The following is a 19,810-nucleotide window of genomic DNA, read 5'->3' as shown; positions in this document are numbered from 1 at the left end:
GCGCCATTCCTCCCTCTGCGATCGTCCGTTTTTAACACTGTCCGGGATTTTAGCCGTCCGTCCGTGTCGCATTCTCCGACACGTCGTGATCGACGTTTTGGCGCAAGAGGTGTAACGCGTGAGGCAACAGCGGTTCAATGACATCGAAGCACTCTTCAATCGCTTGCGGGTTTCCCGGAAAGTTCACGATCAAGGTCCGACCACGGATGCCGGCAACGCTACGTGACAGCGCAGACATGATCGTCTTTTTTCGCGTTTCCATTCGCATCATTTCAGGGATGCCGGGCACATTCCGCCGTATGACGCGTTTCGTCGCTTCTGGAGTCACATCCCGCAAAGCAAAGCCGGTCCCACCAGTTGTGATCACCAAGTCACACTGCTCCGCGTCAGCGAGAGTGATCAATGTCCGCTCGATGGCATCCACTTCGTCAGGGACGACCGTGTACTCGCTTACTTCCCCATCCATTCTCTTAACTCTTTCTTTTAACAGAGGGCCTGCTTCATCTTTGCGCTCCCCTTTTGCACATCGATCACTGACCGTGACGACACCGACGCGCCAAACGTGACTCATCTGCTGTTCCCCCGTATGTAGTCTCCGCTTTTGCCGCCTTGTTTGCTCTGTAAATACGTCGGTCCAATGCTCATGTCCCTGTCCATCGCCTTGCACATGTCGTATACCGTCAACGCCGCCGCACTTACCGCTGTGAGGGCCTCCATTTCTACACCTGTCACACCGAATGTTTTCACCGTCGCCTCAATGTACAGTGTATCGTGACCGTTGTCACTGAAGGAGAGATCGATGCCGGTGAGTTGCAGAGGATGGCACATCGGAATCCACTCTGGTGTCTTTTTCGCAGCCATGATGCCGGCGACCTGCGCCACAGCGAGGACGTCCCCTTTTCCGACTTGACCTTCTTTAATTCGCTGCATCGTTTCCGGCTTCATCATGACAGCCGTTTTGGCGACAGCGGTGCGCTTCGTCTCCTCTTTGTTTGAGACGTCTACCATTTTGGCCCGCTGCTGTTCGTTAAAGTGCGTCAACCGTTGGTTCACGAGCGACTCAACTCCTAAAAAAACGCTGACCTCAAAAGAAAAGGCTTTTTTCTTATTTTATCAAATATATCAGAACCATGCAGTGGTTTGTTTTCCGTTCTGTTGTTCGTCAGTGATATTGTCATATTGTAACGCGTCAGTGAAAATGTCACATATGGGAGAGAACATATTCATGAGCAGACAAGAGCTGAAGCGTTACACCGTCATTGATCGCTGGATTCAAGGTTTGATCACAGGAGGTGAAGCCGCTGAACTCCTTGGGTTAAGTTACCGCCAGGTTTGTCGTCTCAAAAAACGGGTGCTTGAGGAGGGGGAAACGGGGATTATCCACAAAAACAAAGGACGCAAACCGGCACACGCACTGTCTGACAATACACGTCAAAGAATTCTGGAGCTCCACCAAAGCGATGCGTATCAAGGGTGTAATGATGTGCATTTTGCCGAATTGTTGGCCAAGTACGAAGGAATTCACGTCAGTCCGTCAACCGTGCGTCGCATTCGCTCTGAGGCCGGCATCAAACCGAAACGCAAACGGCGTCCGGCTAACGTGCACCGGCCACGTGAGCGAAAGCCACAAGCCGGCATGTTAGTCCAAATGGACGGGAGCCCTCACCCTTGGTTGGAAGATCGAGCGGAACCGATGTCCCTTCTTGCCGCCATTGATGATGCCACTGGAAAAGTCGTGGCTGCTCTTTTCCGGCCACAGGAGGACACCGAGGGCTATTTTAGGCTGACACGACAGATGATTGAGCAAACTGGCATTCCGATGAGTGTGTATTCGGATCGCCATATGATTTTCCGTTCCCCTAACGAGAAGCAAACGATCGAGCAGGAATTGGCGGGAGAACCCGTTCCTTTGTCGCAATTCGGACAAGCCCTTGAAGAGTTAGGTGTGACTCATATCAAAGCCTTAACACCACAAGCCAAGGGACGGATTGAACGGCTGTTCCAAACGCTACAAGACCGTTGGATTGTCGAGTTGCGCCTCCGGGGCATCGACACCATTGAGGAGGCCAACACGGTGCTGCCGGAGTTGATCAAAGCGCATAACGAACAGTTTGCGGTTGAACCGCGTGACCCAGAAAGTGCGTTTGTCCCTTTGGAACAAGGACAAGCGTTGGATCTAATTCTTTGCTACCGTGAAAAGCGTACTCTGGGAACCGGAGAAACAATTGCTTACAAAGGAAAAACCTACACAATAGATCGCTCGGATCACCAACAAACCATCCCGCGCAAAACCCGTGTCGAAGTGCGAGAAACATTAGACGGAAGACTATTTGTCCGGCACAAAGGGGTGGATTACCCCCTAAAGGAAACAGTAAAACCAAAACGCCAGTCGCTGCAAAAACAAAAGGCGAGCTCGGAGAAACAACCTCACAAGCCCGCACTCAATCATCCTTGGCGCCAATATGGGCGCACCCAATCTAAATCTAGGATACGACAACGGGCTTAAAAAATCTAGACTGTGCCGTTAGAATACGGACAATGATCCCTTCATCCCTTTTAGCCAGGGAGCTTGTAGTGGGCATTTTATCAAGGGCGAGTGAAACTCGGGCATACGCCTTTACCCTTGATAAAATGCCCACTACAAGCTACGCTCCTGAACGGGATGGGGGAATAACTAAAATAGGACAGAATCACTGACGAGTTAATAGGACATTTTCACTGACGCTTGACATGGTTTGTTTTCCGTTCGAGATCCGTTTCTCACGCGAACCGCTCGTCCACGTACGGAGTTCAATGACCGAAACACGCGACAGATCAGGCTTCAATAATTAAGCTGAGATTTTGCTCCGCGATGAATCAATCCATGAAACGGCTGTCATCACGACAATATTCGTGGCAATTCCGTACAAAATCGGATGGTTGGAAGAAAATCCTTCAAGAGCAAGCGTGATCAACACGACGATGGCACTTGACGTTATCGCATAAAATGCCGCTTTCGGTGTAACCTTTTTCCAGAACATACCGAGAACAATCGGGACGAAGATGGACCCTGCCAGTACTGCGTAAGCGACGTCCATCGCGACGAGGAGTTCTTGAATCCAAAGGGCAATGGCGATAGCGGCAGTTCCGGCAGCCAAAGTCGTCACTCTCGATATGAAGAGAAACTGTTGGTCCGATATATTTTGAAAGAAGTGGTCTTTCAGTATGTCTTTCGCAATGAGTGTTGACGAAGCCAACAATGTTCCAGATGCCGTGGACATAATCGCCGAGGCGACAGCCGCAAAAACAATCCCCAGCAAGCCAGAAGGCAATGTTTCAAATGCCATTAAGGAAAAAACGTTTTGGGTGTTTTCGATGTCAGGTAAGACGATCACGGCGCACATGCCGATGACACACATTGCCAGAGAGTAAATCAAGCTGTACACCCCGACTAGGATCCCGCCTGTCCGGGCAACGTTAATATTCTTCGCTGTAAAATAACGTTGCCAGATGTCTTGCCCCACCATCATCCCGAGTGTGTAGAGGAGAATGTACTGTACAATTTCCATAAAGCCGATAGCGGAGAAGTCAAAAAACGCACTCGGTAACTGTGTGGTCAGTTGGCCCCAACCCCCGCTTTGGACAAACTGAACGGCAACATGACAAAAAATATCCCGACCGTCATGACTGAGAATTGGATGATGTCCGTCATGGAGACGGACCACATGCCGCCGAGGACGGTGTAAAAAAACACGATTCCTCCTCCAACCAACATGGAGACCGTGAGATCCCAGCCGAATACGGCATTCAAAATCGAACCGATGGCGATCACTTGTGTGACACTGACCATCAAAGCGTATATAGCAGCCACTGTCGCACCAATCAATTTGGCTCCCGTGTTAAAACGTTTCCCTAAAAATTCACTAATGGTCATCAATTGATAACCTGTAACCCGCTTGTACAGCAGAAGGCCAAACAGCATAATGCCGAGACCCATCGAAAACACAAACCACACTCCGGAGACTCCGTTTTCATAACCGAGCTGAGCCGTTCCGATGGTCGACGAGCCGCCAAGAAAGACGGCCGTCAGACATCCGAAGAACATAAACACTCCGAGATTTCTCCCGGCCACCATATACATTTCTGACGTCTTTGCTTTTTTAGTGCCGATAATGCCGACTGTCATTAACGCAGCAAAATACACCGTTAAGACGAAGACATCGAGGAGACCCATTTTAACCTCACCCTCTTGACTAAAAATGACTGTCATTTTAAAAGCTCTCGCCTAGCACCTAGTTGCCTTTCCACCGTACATCATACAGATCGTTTCGCCGATCCCGCCACATGGAAAAAAATCCTTCCTTCATCTGTTGGCGAACACCTAAATCAATCTTTGACACGACTAGGCCACTACCTTCCCGATTCGCTTCGTTCAGTGTCCGCCCATCTGGACCGTAAATCGCCGACTTGCCAAAAAATTTCAGATCATCCGTCCTTCCTGTATGGTTACATGTGGCGACAAACACGACGTTGTCCAACGCCCGGGCAGACGCCATCTGGCGATAGGACTGATCGTGGGGCACTTCCCACGCGCTCGGCGCTAGCAAAACGTCGGCGCCTTCCAACGCCAACAGTCGGGACAACTCCGGGAAAGCCAGATCCCAACATATAAGCAGACCGAATCGCCCCATTTCCGTATCTACTGTTACTAACTGTCTGCCCGGTGTAAATAGATGTTCTTCCAAAGGGGTCAGGTGTATTTTTTGATACGTCGCCAACCTTTCCCCATTCGGCCCGATAAAATTCATAGAGTTGTAAAAAGTGGACGGTAACGAGGCCCCGCCCTTTTCCACAAAGCCGTATCCAATGTACAAACAGAATTTCTGTGCGAGGGCCGACAAGTGTGAAAATGTCGGTCCTTCAGCATATTCGGCTACATCTTTTACTTTTTCTGTCAAACGGTACCCTGTCGTGGCCAATTCCGGAAACAGGATGAGTTTCACCTGCGGATGATCCCTTGCACACGAAACAATGTAGGATTCCATCAGTCGCACGTTGTGAGAAGTGTCTCCTCGATTAAAATTGTCCTGCACGACAGCTAATGACCACACTGTGTATGCACCCTTTTCGGTAAATTTTTTGCACTTTTCCTTTTCGTTTTTAATGTCATGCAGTATCCGATCGTTAAGGCGCCAACATTTACCTGTCGACTTCACCTAATTGGCTCTTAGGGATTAAATGAGGGTCCTCGACGTCACGATACAAAAGCTGTACCAGGTCTGGTCTGGAATAATGTCCGAGGAGGTCAAACGCACTTTTAGCCGCTTTAATGAGATCTCCGTCCAGTTCAGCAACGATGAGCTCCTCCCGGTCGTACACTGGCTCGACGACGTAATTTCCGAAAGGGTCGACGATCGCGCTTCCACCGTTGGCCCAATCCCAATTTGTTCTGTTTTTATACGGGAAACTGTCAGGGACGTCCTCTGCCGGTTGATAGCCGCATGCACTAACGACAAACGTCTGGGCTTCGAAGGCGTGAGCACGAATGGCAGGCTCCCAGTCGCACGTGTTATACGACTGGGGATTTTTCGACTCTTTGTCCACGTACGTCATACCGTCTGTCGGCATTCCGCTCCACGTGCCTGGCCACGTCGCCACATGAATTTCTTCCCCTTGATACGCCATCAATGCCCGGATGAGAATCATGTGATTCTCCCAACAAATGAGGCCACCGAGCCGCCCGACGTCTGTATCGTACACTTTTAAATTGCGGCCTCCACCGCCCATTCCGTGGAAAATTCTCTCTTGGCCAGTGGGCATCACTTTCCGGTGATGCCCGAACAGATTCCCTTCGCGGTCAAAATAAAGCATCGAATTGTAGAGGGTGCGAGAACCGACGGCGTAATCAAGCTCTGTACATCCCATCACGACGTTAATGCCGGCACTTTTGGATGCCTTGCTTAAGGATTCGGTGTCTTCCGAGCCGACGACGACGGATTCGTTTTGAAAGAGAACATTCATCTCAAACCACTCGACGGCAGGGTCATTGTTTCCTTGTTGCCAGTACGGAAACGCCGGAATGTACGACTCGGGGAAGACGACGAGATCGGCTCCCCTTTTTCCCGCTTGATGGATGTACTCGATCGCTTTCTCAATCGTGCGCTGCTTGTCGAGGAAAACCGGTGAAATTTGCGCGATGGCCGCCGTTACTTTTCCTCTTCCTGCAAAAACGTTTTTCGTAAACGCCGCTCCTTGCCTGTTATGGCTTTCCATAGGCACCCAATCCCTTCGGCACGGTTATCATTTTTGAGAGAACATAATGGAGTACACCGGCTAACAGGATCGCCGGAATCGATGCCGTCATGTAAAGAAACGCTGTCGAACTGTCAAATGTGAGCGGATCTAAAATGATAAAGTAAATCATCGTCGCGATCGCCACGGCGAGAATACCCGCCCAGTTAAATCCTCCCCAGTAGTAGTACGGTTTGCCATCCCCTTCTAAATACAGGCTCCCAATATCCAACCGCTGGCGGCGCAAGACGAAAAAGTCGACAAAGTAAACCGCCGACAACGGTCCAAAAATCGTTCCACTAAATGCCAAAAACGTACTGAAGTGGCTGTACACTTCATCGGGGAAAAAGATAAAAGGAACCGTCAACGCAAAAAAGTAAAACGTCAGTCTCGACCAGTCCATCCGTTCAATAAACTTAATTTGTTTCAACGCCATGGACGTCGAATACGCGAGTGACGTAATCGACGTGACGTTCGCAAATGCGACAAACAACAGCACGATCATTCCGAGCACCGGACCGGCTAACGGAATCATCCATTCGGTCGGATCGCTCGTCCCGAGGGCCAATCCCGACATTAAGCCGACGATTTGGCCAAACACAGCAAACAAGTTTAAGCCGAGCAAGTTCGGCCAGAAAGCGACTCGCTGTGATTGACAAAGTCGCGTTAACCCGCCCATGATCGGCCACCAGGACAGTCCAGCCGCCAAGTTCAATTCAAACACAACCATGTAGTTCCACCAGCGGTCAGGGGCAGGATTTATCGGTTGTAACGCAAGCAGTTCACCCCACGAGTACCTCGACAACAAAATGGCTAACATGGCAATCAAAATAATGATTAGACCGGGCGCGACGATTCGGTTTAACCATTTAATGGACACCGGCCCTTTGGCGACGATCAGCCAACTAATGACGATCGCCAAAAACGCAAATACAACAATCGAAACGAGCGATGATTGGGAAAGTGCCGTTATTTCACTTAAAATATTCGTCGATGCCCGTCCGAACATAATCGCCAGGACGGCGCACCAGCCAAACTCGATCAAGACCATGACGGCTAATGCCAGTTTGACTCCGTGAAAACCTAACACGCTCCGCAACGACACGTACTGGTCAATTCCGTACTTCGACGACGGGATAGACGTCGCCAACGCCATCATGATAATGCCGAGTGTATTCCCGGCAATGGATGCGGCGATTCCCATCTTCAAATCGACAAACTCGGAAAGGGTTCCGCCAATGAGAAATCCCCACGTCGCGATCGCCAATCCTATGTTAACCATCGAGAAGTCGAAACCGTTCCACACTCTTTCGTTCGGCAAAACCGGTAACAATCCAAACGTACTTTCGTTGTGCTGACTCATCGAATGACTCCTTTCTTTTATAGCGCTCGTCTTACAACCAGCCTAAATAAAATATGATGAAGGACAACACGATAAGGAGGACAATCATCGCATAGTCAAACCCGTTCAGTCCTTTGATCGGGCTGTCCCCGCTCCCATCGCCCGTCATGATCGACACTCGTCGCTTCAATTCTTGTTCATATTCCGGATTTTTTTCATCCATGGTGATTCCTCCTCGTTTTACGCTTCGGCGAACGCCTCTAACATAATGTCCAAATAGTCTTTTTCGGACAGTTCCCGTATGTTGCTCTTATCCATCGGTGTCTCTTTTGCTACCTTCGCCAGCTGTTGAAAGTCTTGCGGTGACACTTTGTCCAAAGAGTTGAACGTCGGCAAGTTCAACCGCTTTCTCAGCCCCATTAAGATGTTCCATCCTTCTTGTGCCGCCTCATCTGGCGAGAGTTGTTCATCGGCCCCCAAAAGGGTCGCGATTTTAGCGTGTCTGACAGGATCGGCTGACATGTTCCGTTTGTAGACGTACGGCAGAAAGATGCCGTTGAGGACACCGTGGGGCAGATCGTAAAAAGCACCGATAGCCTCTGACAGACAGTGCACACTGCCGACGTCCGCATTGTTAAACGCAATGCCTGCCATCATACTGGCCGTCAACATCTTCTCAGCAGCTGCTTCGTTTTTTGGGTCGGAGACTACCGTTTCCAGGTTGTCCCGAATCATCTCCATTGCCTGTAAAGCGAAAGCATCCGTCAAAGGTGACGCCAATCGGGAGGTGTAGGCTTCAATGGCGTGCGTCAGTGCATCTAATCCAGTACTGGCAGCGACGGACGGGGGCAAGCTTTTAATCATTTCTGAATCCAATAGGGCCATGCGCGGGGCGAGCTTTGGATCGACAATGCCCATTTTAAAACTTCTCGACGTGTCCGTGATAACCGAAATCCACGTCACTTCGCTGCCTGTCCCCACTGTTGTCGGAATACAAATGAGAGGCACTATATCGCGTTCGAGTGTAAAGTCTCCTTCCCAGTCCCGAATGTCCCCTCCGTGGGATAACAAGATGCCGACACCTTTGGCCAGATCCATGGCACTTCCGCCACCGACAGCCAACAATCCGTTCACTTTGTGCTCCCGTGCGTAATCTGTTACGGTCTTAACCTCCGTATCTTTCGGATTGGGTTTGACATCGTCGAACACGACATAGGGAACGTCGTTATTTTTCAAACTGTCCAAAATGCCTTCAATGAGCCCTGCTTCCCGAATGACACGGTCCGTTACAACAAGAGTGCTGTTAACCCCTAATCTTTTTAAGTAATCACCGACCCGACTGGAAACGCCGGGTTCAGATACGACCGTTGTGCGCAACGTAAACTGGTAAGCCAAATTGTGTCCTCCTTTCATGAAGAATACCATCCGAGCTGATCAAACTTTGGCCGCGCGTTCACGTGTTTGTATTCGACGTCACTCCAACTTTTATTTTGGGAAACCACTCGCTCGGCCCGTTCGGTATCATCGGTGAGTATGCCGGCAGCCAGCCCGTTTTTGTCCCGTTTGCCAGTGCGCGATGGCCTCTTCTTCGTGTTGAAACGGCTAAACAGTGGTCACTGGGACATCGCGCCCCTTCATGCTTTCCTATCTCCACATACGACTGCACTTTGGCCAAGTGGAAGGTTCTAACGCTGTCTCCTTCGATATAGGATCGCTTATTTTGAATGGCGCTGGATAGCCGTTTACAGAACGGCTTTAAATATACGTTCATCGACGAGAACGCGAGATGCCGCCATACACACCTCTCCCTGGTCCGTACACGATTCTCCCCTATCCAAAAATCTCGATCTCCTTTAAAGCTTTTGCAAATATCGTGCCAAAAAAAAAAGACGAGTATTCCTATTGTGACCCGTCATCATCCGATTCAATCCTGAATGATGATCGCTGTGTCGATTCATTTTGAATGATTTCATTCATTTTGAATTAACGCTTTCCAGTTTCCGACATTCCCGGGCCGCTCATAGTGGATAATCAGGGCGCCAACCGTCGTGGTGTATCCGGTAATACCATTCATCACGGTGGCCTTGACGGTTGATTCCGGCAGCCTTTACTCAATGCTAAGACAAAAAAAGTGAACCTCTATGGGTATATGGCAAGGAACGCATGAACCTTACCCAAAGAGGTTGCTACAAGTCAGTTTATTTTCGTGGAAAGAAACTATTAAATTTTTAAATCAGCCCTTTCAACTCTGACATATCGATCTCTTTACTCCGCCTTCTTTCTTTAACTGCTTCGCGAACTCTGTCATGTTTTTCCTTAAACGATATAGAGACCTCCAACCAGAAATCCGAAAATGTTCTTAATGCCTGAAACAGTTTCAGGTGACTGTACAGCTGCTTCAGAATATCCGATTGCTGAAAGCAAAACACCAAGGAATGCTGCACCTAAAGCACCTGAAGCCTTTTGAAGGAAAGCAATGATTCCAAATATGATTCCATCCATCCTCTTGTTTGTATAAAGTTCAGTAACATCAACACAGTCAGGGATCATCGCCCAAGGTACCTGGTAAACTGCAGCATTGCCAACAGCCATGAGAATGACCAATGCATAAATTAATCCAATTTGTCCTGGGTGAATGAATAGTCCAACCATGGCAAACAAAACGATCCCTTCAGATCCAACGCCGATGATCCACGCCAACTTCTTACCAAATTTCTTCATAAGTATGTCAACAATCCAGGCTCCAATAATACTTGCCACACCAAACACCAAGGTAATGCTTGCAATTTGACCTTCAGTCAGCTGCACATAGTTTGTGAAGTAATAAACCTGAATTGCATAGTTGATAGTATTTGAGAAAATTCCGAGTGCGAATATAATGGCAACAATTCTCGCTGCCTTATTTTTGAACAATTCTTTGATATCGGCAATCGAGAACTTACTTATACCTTCTTCTCTGTGTCTTTCATATCCTCTCGTTGTTCTCCAAAGAATAAAAATGAAAACAAGTGCAACAATCATATAAACGCCCAGAGTGAGGCTCCAACCGAAATCGGCATTTTCAAACCATCCCCCAAAATACGCTACCAGTACGAGTGTAGGGCTGATCGCAACGGTTGCCATCAGGCCGAAGTAATTCTTGTACGTCGCAAGTGTAGACCTTTCATCGTAGTCCAATGTCATTTCGGATCCAAGGGCTGATGATGAAATATCAAGTACGGTCTGTGCTGTGTAATACAGTAAAATCATGATTACAAAATATACATTCGCAACAGGTTCGCTGAATCCCCAGTTTGTGAACATCAGTATACTGAGGATCACGAATGGAAGTGCAACACCAATAATCAGCGGACGCCTTCTTCCATATTTGCTCTTAAGGTTGTCAGAAATACCTCCAACGACGGGGTCGGTTATTGCATCCCATAAAGTACCGAGTGAAATGATCGCCCCTGCGAACACGGCTGAGAGACCCACTACGTCTGTAAAAAAGTACAATCCGTAATAACTGAAAGCTGTCCACGTAATGAAGCTGTAGTAACCAGATAAACCGTACGCCAGCTTAACTTTAAAAGGCAGCTTTTCGTTAAAATTTCTTGCCGTCATGCTTTTTTCCATGACAACCATCCTTTCAAGGAACGAAAATATTTTAAGACAGTTGCCGTTATCGGTGTCGTTTTAGCCACGTTCGCAACTGTTGAAAGTCTTGCGGACCGAAAAGCTGAACGCCAGAAAGTTTGTTGAATACGACGCAGGGGAACGCGTCTTTTTTAAACTGTTTAAAACGCCTTCAATGAGCCCTGCTTCCCGAATGACACGGTCCGTTACAACGAGAATGCGGCTAACCCGACCCGGCTGGAAACGCCGGGTCAAGTACAACCGTTGTGCGCAACAGAATCGGGCAAGCCAAATCGTGCCCTCCTTTCATGAAGAATACCATCCGAGCTGATCAAACTTTGGCCGCGCGTTCACGTGTTTGTATTCGACGTAATGGGCTAAACCGTGAGGACCGAGTTCCCTGCCCATGCCGCTGAATTTAAATCCGCCCCACGGCGCCTCCACGTAAGGCGTGTGATACCCGTTTATCCAAATCGTTCCAGCTTTTATCTGGGAAGCCACTCGCTCTGCCCGATCGGTATCATTGGTGAGTATGCCGGCAGCCAGCCCGTATTTCGTCCCGTTTGCCAATGCGATGGCCTCTTCTTCGTGTTGAAACGGCTGAACGGTGGCCACGGGGCCGAAAATCTCTTCCTGCACGATGCGCATGTCCTGCTTCACATCGACGAACACGGTAGGTTGAAAAAAGTAGCCCGGTTTCTGTTCGAGGGCCTCTCCTCCAAACAAGCAACGCGCCCCTTCATGCTTTCCTATCTCCACATACGACTGCACTTTGGCCAAGTGAGAGGCGCTAACGAGGGGCCCTAACTCTGTCTCTTCCGATAGAGGATCGCCTATGTTGATGTTTTGGGCGCGCTGGATAAGCCGTTCTGTAAACGGCTTGAATATCCGCTCATGGACGAGAATGCGGGATGCCGCAACACACACTTCGCCCTGGTTGAAAAACGAACCGAACATCATCCACTCGGCCGCATGGTCCAGATCGATGTCATCGAAGATGATGAGCGGCGATTTTCCTCCCAATTCAAGGGAGACGCGCTTCAATGTTTCGGCGCACTGAGCGTAAACCGCCTGACCTGTTGCGACACTCCCGGTAAAGGATACTTTGTCCACACGGGGATCGCGGACGATTCCCTGTCCCACTTCCCCGCCTCCGAGGACGAGGTTAAACGCTCCTTCGGGCAAACCGGATGCGTGAAGCAGGTCAGTCAAACGCGCAATGCTGAGCGGTGTCAACTCAGACGGCTTTAGGATGACTGTATTGCCGGCAGCCAGAGCTGGAGCCAGTTTCCATACGGCTAACAACAGCGGGAAATTCCACGGGACGATTAAACCCGTAACACCGACCGGTTCTTCCACTACACGGCTCGTGGTGCCGTCCGGCATCGTTTTTGTCCAAGGCGTCCGATTTTCCACCAGATCGGCGTAATAGTGTAAACACGTGATACTGTCTTCCACATCTAAACGAGCTTCCCGGATCGGTTTCCCCGTATTTTCTGTCTCTATCCGGGCGATTTCGTCGGCGCGTTGGTGGACGGCGTCCGCCGTGCGCCGCAGCACGTCGATACGTCTCTTGACGTTCGTCGCCCAATCCGTCCGTTCGAAGGCGTTAAGAGCTGCGCTGATCGCATCTGACACTTGGTCCGGTGTCGCGTCACGGACTGCGTCGATTACGTCTCCGTTGGCCGGATTGACAATTTTTCGTTCGTCCCCCTCTCCCTCAACCCACTGGCCGCTAATAAACAATTGAGTCACTTTTCCAGGCACCTCCTGTCCAAAAGCTGCCCTGTCTTTTAACCTTAAACACTTGTAATCTCTTGAACCTGCGACTGACGTTTTCTTAGCCCTCTCGTTCGCGACGCTTTTTCAGCGCCACTAGGGTAATCATCTCGTACATAACGGCTGAAGCCGCTATGGCTGTCATTTCACCACTGTCGTATGCAGGCAGTACCTCGACGAGATCAAAGCCTACTAAGTTCAGACCGTCCAGTCCCCTGACAAACTCCAACGCTTCGTAACTGGTCGGCCCTCCGACTTCCGGTGTTCCGGTCCCCGGTGCGTAAGCCGGATCGACAAAATCAATGTCAAAGGTAACGAAGGCCGGTCGATCCCCTACCCGCTCGTGAATTTGTTTGATCACGTCGTCATACCCCAGCCGCCGCACGTCCCGCATCGTCAACACGTGAAATCCGAGTTGCCTTGCATCGTCAATGTCCTCGGGACCGTACAGCGGACCGCGCATTCCGATTTGGATGGAGTGGTCGACGTCGAGCAGGCCCTCTTCCACCGCCCGGCGGAAAGGCGTTCCGTGCATATACTTTTCGCCGTAGTAGTGGTCCCACGTGTCGCCGTGGGAATCGAACTGAATGAGAGCGACAGGGCCGTACTTCTTGTGAAAGGCCCGTAAATGCCCCAGTGTAATGGAGTGGTCGCCTCCCATGAGAATCGGCGTTACAGACTGGTTCAAAATGTGTGTCAGTTCTTTCTCAATGTTGTCGTACGTCCGGTGAACGTTGCCGGGTATGACGTCGATGTCTCCATAGTCTACCCCAGAACAGTAATCGAAAATGTTGATGTCTTGATCCGGATTGTACGGCCTCAACAGTACGGAAAAATTGCGAATGTGTTGAGGACCGTAGCGCTGTCCCGTGCGGTTGGACGCCGCTGTGTCGAACGGCACACCTGCGACGACAAAGTCTACATTTTCCGTCGTCCGGATTTGCTCCAGTCTCATAAACGTTCGCGTCCCGCAAAAGCGAGGTGATTGAGAAGAGTCTTTCGGTCCGTACATGATTCTCCCCCTATACAAAAATCTCGATCCCCTTTAAAGCTTTTGCAAATATCGTGCCAAAAAAAAAGACGAGTATTCCTATTGTGACCCGTCATCATCCGATTCAATCCTGAATTATGATCACTGTGTCGATTCATTTTGAATGATTTCATTCATTTTGAATTAATGCCGTATTTTTTTAGCCGCCGGACGACTGTCGACTGACTCACCCCTAAATACTGCGCCATCTCATACGTTGTTTTATATTGGCGATACGCCCTCGTAAGCCAGTTTTTCTCCACTTCTCTCAAGGCCTCTTGCAGGGTCAGGCCCCGGTGTTCAAATGTCTCTAACACACTCCAATCGTGCTTTTCGTAGTCACCTGCTTCCTCTCGGGTGGCGAAAGGAAGGTGATGGGGGTATATCGTGTTCCTTTCAGACGTGATGACGAGACGTTCCATCAAGTTTTCCAGTTCCCGCACATTCCCGGGCCAATCGTAGTGGATAAGCGCGTCAACCGTTGCGGTGTGGAGCATTTTGTGCATGTTGTATTTCTCATTAAATTTGGACAAGTAGTAGTGCGCCAGTTGATAAATATCTTCTTTGCGTTCGCGTAACGGCGGGATCGCGATGGGAACGACATTCAAACGGTAGAACAAGTCTTGGCGAAACTTTTTTTGTTTCACCAGGCTCTCTAAATCCTGGTTCGTCGCCGCTACGAGTCGAAAATCCACGGGCTTGGCTTCCCTTCCGCCGATTCTCGTCACTTTCCTTTCCTGCAGTACTTGCAGCAGCTTCACTTGCATGTCCAAGGGCAGTTCTGCAATTTCATCGAGAAACAACGTCCCTTTATCCGCCATTTCAAAAATGCCGGGTTTTCCCCGTTTGTCCGCACCTGTAAACGCGCCTCCCTCGTATCCGAACATTTCCGATTCAAATAAGTTCTTGGGAACGGCGCCACAGTTGACTTCGATGAACCTTTCCTCCCTTCGTGTACTTCCGTCGTGTAAGGCGCGGGCAAAGACGTTTTTCCCCACTCCCGATTCTCCCAAAAAGAGCACCGTCGCATCCGACCGAGCGACCCTGTTCACGAGTTTCCATATTTTTTCCATGTTTGGGCTCTTCACAACGATGTGTTGGTCCTTTGCTACCTTTTCTTTCAATTCTTCGATCTCGGTTTCATACCGTTCCATTTTGGCCTGCAACGCTTCGTAGTCGTTTTTTAGCCGCTCGAGTTCGGTCAAATCGTGGGAAAAACTGATGACCCTGACGATGTTTCGGTTGTCATCGTAAATGGGAATGCCTGTCGCCATCACGATGCGTCCGTTTTTCGTCTTTTGCATGACCTGAGTTTCCTTTTTGTCTTTTAACACTCTGACGGTCACAGAGGGAGCAAAAATGCGTTCCTTCTCCAGTTGAAACACAGTCTTGCCAATTAAGTACGACGGTTCTTTTCCGTAAATGTCCGTGCAGTTGGGGCTGACGCGCAACACAGTGCCCTCTCCGTCGGCAATGACGATATTGTCGTGGGAGAAGCGGACGATCGCTTCCAATTCCATCTCAGTGAACATTTCATGCCCTTTCAATTGACCACCTCCCCTATGTGGATGTGTCTCTATCTTAGCACACTTGGAAACCCTTTTATTTGGCATATGTTGGTTTTCGGCGACTCACCTCTGGTAAATTTGCACAAAGAGGAGCATCAAGAAGGACACGACGACCGTGGCACCCACCCACAAAGCAGCCAACCTCATGTCGTTCGCTTCCACCGCCACGTAAATAGCTGTTGCAATCGTCTGGGTTTTCCCAGGAATGCTGCCGGCCACCATCAGCGTGGCGCCAAACTCGCCTAGGGCCCGGGCAAAGCTGAGCACCCACCCGGAAACGATAAACTTTGTGGCAAGCGGTAACGTGATGTAGACAAACAGTTGCCGTTCACTCGCCCCGTCGGAACGGGCGGCGTCGATGACCTCACGGTCAATGGACGTCAAGCCCCCTTTTACCGACTGGTACATGAGGGGAAATGCCACGACTGCAGCGGCCCCTACCGCGGCCCACCAAGTAAAGACGAGGGGCTGATGGAACAGCCATTCGAACACCCGGCCGACAGGACTTTGTCTCCCGAATATGACTAACAAAGTAAATCCAACGACAGAAGGCGGCAACACGAGGGGAAGCAACAGGGCTGTTTCCACCACAACTTTGCCGCGAAATGCCCATTCCGACATCACTTTAGCTGCGAAAATGCCGACAATGAGGACGAGCAAAGACGACACTGAGGCCACTTGCAGTGACAACATGATCGGTGATGTAAATTCCGGTGAGAAAACTCCGTGCACGCCGTTCACTTCTTCCGTAATGAAAAGCCGTACTGTTTAAAAACCGTTTCAGCTTCTCTCGACTGTAAAAAGTTCAGAAACGCTTCTGCTTCCTCCTTGTGGTCGGTGGAGGCGACGACCGCTGCCGGGTAAACAATCGGTTGATGCCACGAAGAGCGGGCTTCCGCTGCGACTTTCACTTTCGATGAAATGCTGACGTCACTTTTGTACACAAAGCCCGCTTCGGCGTTTTCCCCTTCCACATACGACAGCACTTGCCGCACGTCTTTGGCAAAGACGAACTTGTCGTATAGGACCTCCCACAGATTTAGATGTTCCAGTGATTCGCGGGTGTACTGCCCGACAGGTACCGAATCGGGAAACGCGACGGCAATGCGTTTCACTTCATCATCTGTCAAGTCATAAAACGACTTGACCCTTGTCGTTGCACTCGCCGGCGTGATGAGGACAAGGGTATTGGTCAGCAGAGGGACGACGCTCTCTCCCTCGATTTTGCCCTGTTCCACGAGTTCTTCCACATGCTGGACCGACGCGGACACAAATACGTCAACAGGGGCTCCCTGTTCAATCTGTCTTCGCAAGGCTCCGGAAGATCCAACATTAAGAATGACATTGACACCCGTTTCTTCCTCGTAGGCCGCTTTTAAGTCCTCCACGGCGTCCAGTAAGCTGGCTGCCGCGGAAACAGTTAGTTCTGTTTCGGGCAGGGCCCCTCTGTGACAGCCAGTGAGACTGGACAGAACCGTGAAAATCACGAGCACTGCGACGTGTTTCGCTCTCCACCTGAAGCCTCTCATCTCCATCTCCTGGTCTGGATGATCAATCATCGTACTGCAAAAGAACAAAGGCATCCCAAGGGGATTGAATCGCCACGGTCTGCCTAACTGTGCACCTTCAGGCTTAAAGCCTCTTCATACTCCTCTGGTGTATTCACGTTCACCACAAACCGGATGTCGATCTTTTGCTGAAGAAAACGTCCTTCCTCTACCGCCGCCCACTTGACCCGGTTAAACAGCTCTTTCACCCGGTACTGACCAGATTGTAAAAGACCCGTTACGTGATGTGTGCACCGTACGTCATAAATCCCGTGCAAAGGTTGGATTCTACCGCCGATTTTCGGTACGACAACGTCACACCCGGTTTCCTGCTTCTGTTCCCACATCAGAAGGGCAGCCCGGTCACTGATAAAAGGCATATCGCAGCCGACCACCCACGCGTCCTGGCTGTTCAGCTCAGAGAAGGCCGCGTGCATGCCGCTGAGGGGACCTTTGCCTGGAATGCGGTCTTCGACGATTCGTGCAGAATCTCCCACAGTCTGGGAGAAAAGGTCTCGGTCACGGGTGACGACGATGATCTGATCACAGATTCGTTTCATTCGCCCAATTTGCCTTACGATAACTGGTTCCCCGTGGAAAGGCAACAAAGCTTTGACGCGGCCGCCCATCCGCCGGTTCTGTCCTCCGGCCAGGATGACACCTGTCAACACGATCCGGTTCATCGGTGCTGTGTCATCTCTGTAAATGCCAGGCTTAGTTTCTCCAGTTCTTCCTCGGGAAGTGCCCGTTTAAATACAGGAAAGAGAACGCGCTCTTCCTTTTGAATACGCCCTTCCAACAGGGAACCCCGTTCGTGCATCAGCGCTTCGGAAATCGAAAGTTGCGTCAGCAGTTGCTGCACCTTGCTGCGAATCAGTGCGTGTTCCAACAGGTTTTCCACAATTTCCGGCTGATCGGGGGATGCGTACTTAGCATACGCAGAGAACAGTAATGCTTCTCCCTCACGAAAGAGGTCTTTTCCTCCGGAATCCCACAACATCTGCAACTGCTCTACTAATTCGTCGTTGGAACACGAACTCGCTTCTGTGCCCGCTTTCATTGAGCGGTATGCCATGATCCAACTGTGATGGTGGTAGCAGGACGGCGGTTGCAACGCTTTATGGCATTTAATGCCACGACTCTCCATGACTTAACGTCTCCTTGCGTTTTATTCCGAACAATCTCCTTTCAATTCATACGCTTCTCATACGTTTCCGCAATAAGCTCGTAGGAGCGGATGCGGGCCTTCTCGTCGTGGATTGGAGTGTGTCATCCCGACCATCTTTCGAAGACGTCTTCCGTCGTGCGTCACACTTGCAGCATGTCCTTCACCTTTTGTTCCGTCAACCTGTTTCCGACGAGGAAGGAGCCAAACTCTGCATACCGAGCACTCACTTCGTCGAAGCGCATTTCGTAAATGAGTTTTTTGAACTGCAGCGGATCGTCGGAAAACAGCGTCACACCCCACTCCCAGTCGTCCAATCCGACAGACCCCGTAATAATTTGTGTGACCGTATCGGCATAGGCGCGTCCGATCATGCCGTGGCTTTTCATCATCTCCCGCCGTTCGTCCATCGACAGCATGTACCAGTTGTCGTTCCCTTCCCTTTTTTTGTTCATCGGGTAAAAACAGACGTGGTTCGTTTTCGGCAGTACTGGTTTCAACCGCTTTTGCAAGTAAGGGTTGCTGTCTGGGTCGGCGTCTCCTTTGGCTAAGTAACCACTCAGCTCAACCACTGAAAAATATGAATAAGGCGACGTCAAAAAGTCAGCGAACCGCGTTTTGTTGAATTGATGCTCCAGTTGGTTTAATTCTTCCACTGTCGGCCGCATGTGGATAAACAGGAGGTCTGCTTTGTGGCCGACAATCGAATATTGGCCGTAGCTGCCGTTCCGCGCCTCTTCAACGGCAGAGAAAGAAGCCGTCAGCTCTAGAAATTCCTCGACGATCTGTTTTCGTTCTTCCGGATCGGCTTGTTTCCAGGCTTTCCAGTCGATCAGGCGAAAATCGTGCAGCGCGTACCAGCCGTCCAGGGTTTGAACCGGTTCACTCACGTTGATTCGCTCCTTTGCAGATGATAACTTGTCTCCTTTAGACTATCATACTCCATTCGGGAATCAACTACACCCTTTTGTCAGCTTTTTAACGTTTTGAAAGATAGAATGTACCACGTGACGACCGCTGCCATGAGGACAAGTGCTATTTTTACAGCATGGAGCGGGACAACAAAGACGGCACTCATCCCGATCGTGAGCCACAAAAGGACAATTCCCGATACTTTAGCCCTTAGAGGGATGCCTTGACCGGAGCGGAAGTTCTCGATGTATTGCCCAAACCACTTATTGTGGATCAGCCATCGGTACAGTTTTTGTGAACTTCTGACATAGCATGCGGCTGCCAGCAACAACAACGGAGTTGTCGGAACGAGAGGCAGAAATACGCCTAAAATGCCAAAAACGAAAGCGATAGAACCGAAGGTGATCAATAGACTGTTCTTTAGTTGACGTTTCATTGGACACCCACCCGCAAAAATCACTCAATTTCACTTTCAGTATAAAGAAAAACAGGAGGTGGGTTGAAGTGCGATCCCCGATGTTTCACAGTATCGTCATGTACACCGTGATACAGATCACAATGACTCGTCACCTTTCCGTTACA

22 protein-coding genes are annotated in these 19,810 nt (G+C 50.0%); 2 read left to right on the top strand and 20 right to left on the bottom strand.

Features of this window, described 5'->3' with window-relative positions; genetic code table 11:
* Positions 1-49: 49 nt before the first annotated feature.
* Together B0W44_RS13890 and moaC are read right to left on the bottom strand one after the other, a co-directional pair.
* Complete coding sequence (locus B0W44_RS13890; RefSeq protein WP_077720547.1) at positions 50-571, bottom strand: MogA/MoaB family molybdenum cofactor biosynthesis protein; 522 nt, start codon at positions 569-571, stop codon at positions 50-52.
* Positions 568-1,053 carry a cyclic pyranopterin monophosphate synthase MoaC gene (gene moaC / locus B0W44_RS13885; RefSeq protein WP_077720546.1) on the bottom strand — a complete coding sequence of 162 codons (486 nt, stop codon included), beginning with the start codon at positions 1,051-1,053 and terminating at the stop codon, positions 568-570. The genes B0W44_RS13890 and moaC overlap by 4 nt, the downstream gene beginning before the upstream one ends.
* A 172-nt stretch (positions 1,054-1,225) precedes the next feature.
* Here moaC and B0W44_RS13880 point away from each other — a divergent pair, with 172 nt between their 5' ends.
* Positions 1,226-2,506 (top strand): ISNCY family transposase, encoded by a 1,281-nt coding sequence (locus B0W44_RS13880; RefSeq protein ID WP_077718433.1) that lies wholly within the window; start codon positions 1,226-1,228, stop codon positions 2,504-2,506.
* Positions 2,507-2,828: 322 nt separating this feature from the next.
* Here B0W44_RS13880 and B0W44_RS18840 read toward each other — a convergent pair whose 3' ends face one another.
* The 9 genes from B0W44_RS18840 to B0W44_RS13850 form a co-directional block, all read right to left on the bottom strand.
* Positions 2,829-3,548 (bottom strand): sodium:solute symporter family transporter, encoded by a 720-nt coding sequence (locus B0W44_RS18840; RefSeq protein WP_228441179.1) that lies wholly within the window; start codon positions 3,546-3,548, stop codon positions 2,829-2,831.
* A gap of 47 nt (positions 3,549-3,595) precedes the next feature.
* A complete protein-coding gene (locus tag B0W44_RS18835) occupies positions 3,596-4,249 on the bottom strand; it encodes a sodium:solute symporter family transporter (RefSeq protein WP_250637972.1) in 654 nt (217 codons plus the stop codon).
* Between the two features lie 22 nt (positions 4,250-4,271).
* A complete protein-coding gene (locus tag B0W44_RS13870; RefSeq protein ID WP_228441683.1) occupies positions 4,272-5,072 on the bottom strand; it encodes a carbon-nitrogen hydrolase family protein in 801 nt (266 codons plus the stop codon).
* Positions 5,073-5,178: 106 nt separating this feature from the next.
* Entirely contained in the window at positions 5,179-6,252 is a 1,074-nt protein-coding gene (locus tag B0W44_RS13865; protein ID WP_077720545.1) for a carbon-nitrogen hydrolase family protein, read from the bottom strand.
* Positions 6,239-7,633 carry a purine-cytosine permease family protein gene (locus tag B0W44_RS13860; protein WP_077720544.1) on the bottom strand — a complete coding sequence of 465 codons (1,395 nt, stop codon included), beginning with the start codon at positions 7,631-7,633 and terminating at the stop codon, positions 6,239-6,241. The genes B0W44_RS13865 and B0W44_RS13860 overlap by 14 nt, the downstream gene beginning before the upstream one ends.
* 31 nt (positions 7,634-7,664) lie before the next feature.
* Entirely contained in the window at positions 7,665-7,835 is a 171-nt protein-coding gene (locus B0W44_RS18240; RefSeq protein ID WP_169835590.1) for a hypothetical protein, read from the bottom strand.
* A 17-nt stretch (positions 7,836-7,852) separates the two neighbouring features.
* Positions 7,853-9,007, bottom strand: a complete 1,155-nt coding sequence (locus tag B0W44_RS13855) for an iron-containing alcohol dehydrogenase (RefSeq protein WP_169835589.1) — start codon at positions 9,005-9,007, stop codon at positions 7,853-7,855.
* 58 nt (positions 9,008-9,065) lie between these two features.
* On the bottom strand, positions 9,066-9,383 hold the full coding sequence (locus B0W44_RS18235; RefSeq protein WP_169835588.1) for a hypothetical protein: 318 nt from the start codon (positions 9,381-9,383) through the stop codon (positions 9,066-9,068).
* Positions 9,384-9,928: 545 nt separating this feature from the next.
* The gene (locus B0W44_RS13850; RefSeq protein ID WP_169835587.1) at positions 9,929-11,227 is read right to left on the bottom strand and encodes an MFS transporter; all 1,299 of its coding nucleotides are present in this window, start codon (positions 11,225-11,227) and stop codon (positions 9,929-9,931) included.
* Positions 11,228-11,306: 79 nt separating this feature from the next.
* Here B0W44_RS13850 and B0W44_RS18230 point away from each other — a divergent pair, with 79 nt between their 5' ends.
* Positions 11,307-11,558, top strand: coding sequence for a hypothetical protein (locus B0W44_RS18230; RefSeq protein ID WP_169835586.1), 252 nt, complete (start codon positions 11,307-11,309; stop codon positions 11,556-11,558).
* Here the strand turns inward: B0W44_RS18230 and B0W44_RS13845 are convergent.
* From B0W44_RS13845 to B0W44_RS13805, 9 genes are all read right to left on the bottom strand, one after another.
* The gene (locus B0W44_RS13845) at positions 11,534-12,982 is read right to left on the bottom strand and encodes an aldehyde dehydrogenase family protein (protein ID WP_077720541.1); all 1,449 of its coding nucleotides are present in this window, start codon (positions 12,980-12,982) and stop codon (positions 11,534-11,536) included. The genes B0W44_RS18230 and B0W44_RS13845 overlap by 25 nt on opposite strands.
* An 85-nt stretch (positions 12,983-13,067) precedes the next feature.
* Positions 13,068-14,018 carry an agmatinase gene (speB, locus tag B0W44_RS13840; protein WP_077720540.1) on the bottom strand — a complete coding sequence of 317 codons (951 nt, stop codon included), beginning with the start codon at positions 14,016-14,018 and terminating at the stop codon, positions 13,068-13,070.
* 152 nt (positions 14,019-14,170) lie between these two features.
* Positions 14,171-15,568 carry a sigma-54 interaction domain-containing protein gene (locus tag B0W44_RS13835; protein ID WP_077721413.1) on the bottom strand — a complete coding sequence of 466 codons (1,398 nt, stop codon included), beginning with the start codon at positions 15,566-15,568 and terminating at the stop codon, positions 14,171-14,173.
* A gap of 99 nt (positions 15,569-15,667) precedes the next feature.
* Positions 15,668-16,297: a molybdate ABC transporter permease subunit gene (gene modB / locus B0W44_RS13830; RefSeq protein ID WP_077721411.1), complete on the bottom strand. Its 630-nt coding sequence runs from the start codon at positions 16,295-16,297 to the stop codon at positions 15,668-15,670.
* A 44-nt stretch (positions 16,298-16,341) separates the two neighbouring features.
* A complete protein-coding gene (modA, locus tag B0W44_RS13825; RefSeq protein ID WP_228441176.1) occupies positions 16,342-17,163 on the bottom strand; it encodes a molybdate ABC transporter substrate-binding protein in 822 nt (273 codons plus the stop codon).
* 53 nt (positions 17,164-17,216) lie between these two features.
* Complete coding sequence (mobA, locus tag B0W44_RS13820; protein ID WP_077720538.1) at positions 17,217-17,834, bottom strand: molybdenum cofactor guanylyltransferase; 618 nt, start codon at positions 17,832-17,834, stop codon at positions 17,217-17,219.
* On the bottom strand, positions 17,831-18,298 hold the full coding sequence (locus B0W44_RS13815; RefSeq protein WP_077720537.1) for a hypothetical protein: 468 nt from the start codon (positions 18,296-18,298) through the stop codon (positions 17,831-17,833). The genes mobA and B0W44_RS13815 overlap by 4 nt, the downstream gene beginning before the upstream one ends.
* Positions 18,299-18,459: 161 nt before the next feature.
* On the bottom strand, positions 18,460-19,206 hold the full coding sequence (gene hemQ / locus B0W44_RS13810; RefSeq protein WP_077720536.1) for a hydrogen peroxide-dependent heme synthase: 747 nt from the start codon (positions 19,204-19,206) through the stop codon (positions 18,460-18,462).
* Positions 19,207-19,286: 80 nt separating this feature from the next.
* Entirely contained in the window at positions 19,287-19,664 is a 378-nt protein-coding gene (locus B0W44_RS13805) for a YbaN family protein (RefSeq protein ID WP_077720535.1), read from the bottom strand.
* Between the last annotated feature and the right edge of the window lie 146 nt (positions 19,665-19,810).

The organism is Novibacillus thermophilus (genome assembly GCF_002005165.1).
Taxonomy (GTDB): Bacteria; Bacillota; Bacilli; order Thermoactinomycetales; family Novibacillaceae; genus Novibacillus; species Novibacillus thermophilus.
Note: the sequence above shows the minus strand (reverse complement) of the source record. Positions and strands in the feature narration are given on the sequence as shown.